The organism is Oleiphilus sp. HI0132, assembly GCF_001635845.1.
On record NZ_LWGJ01001605.1, the window covers coordinates 1 to 513 of the forward strand.

General features: G+C 48.0%; 1 protein-coding gene. It reads left to right on the top strand.

All coding sequences use genetic code 11. From position 1 onward, the window contains the following. Nucleotides 1-513 (top strand): enoyl-CoA hydratase-related protein (locus A3766_RS24770; RefSeq protein ID WP_231882987.1); only part of this gene is annotated, 513 nt, incomplete at both ends.

Below are 513 nucleotides of genomic sequence, written 5' to 3' on the forward strand. Positions count from 1 at the left end.
GGTCATATTGCTAAAATTACTATCAACAATCCACCTGCAAATACCTGGGACTTGGAAAGCCTTGGCGCGCTTTCAAGCGTCATCGTAAAACTCAATGCAATGAGCGGAATAAGTGCCTTAGTCATACACGGGCAAGGCGAAAAGTTTTTCTCTGCTGGTGCAGACCTTAAGCAGTTTAGTAGCGGCGACAAGATACTTTCAAAAGATGTTGCACACCGTTTTGGCGAAGCATTTGAAGCCCTTGCAAGTTTTAAGGGTGTATCCATCGCGGCTATCAATGGTTACGCGATGGGTGGAGGTCTTGAGTGTGCACTTGCCTGTGATATCCGTATCGTCGAAGAACAGGCTCAGGTTGCACTGCCTGAAGCAGGTGTTGGTCTTTTACCATGCGCTGGTGGCACACAGCGGTTGAGTTGGTTAATTGGCGAAGCGTGGGCAAGTAAAATGATCTTGCTCGGGCAGAGAATGGATGCCGAAACAGCCGTTCAAACCGGATTAGCACTAGAAAGTGTA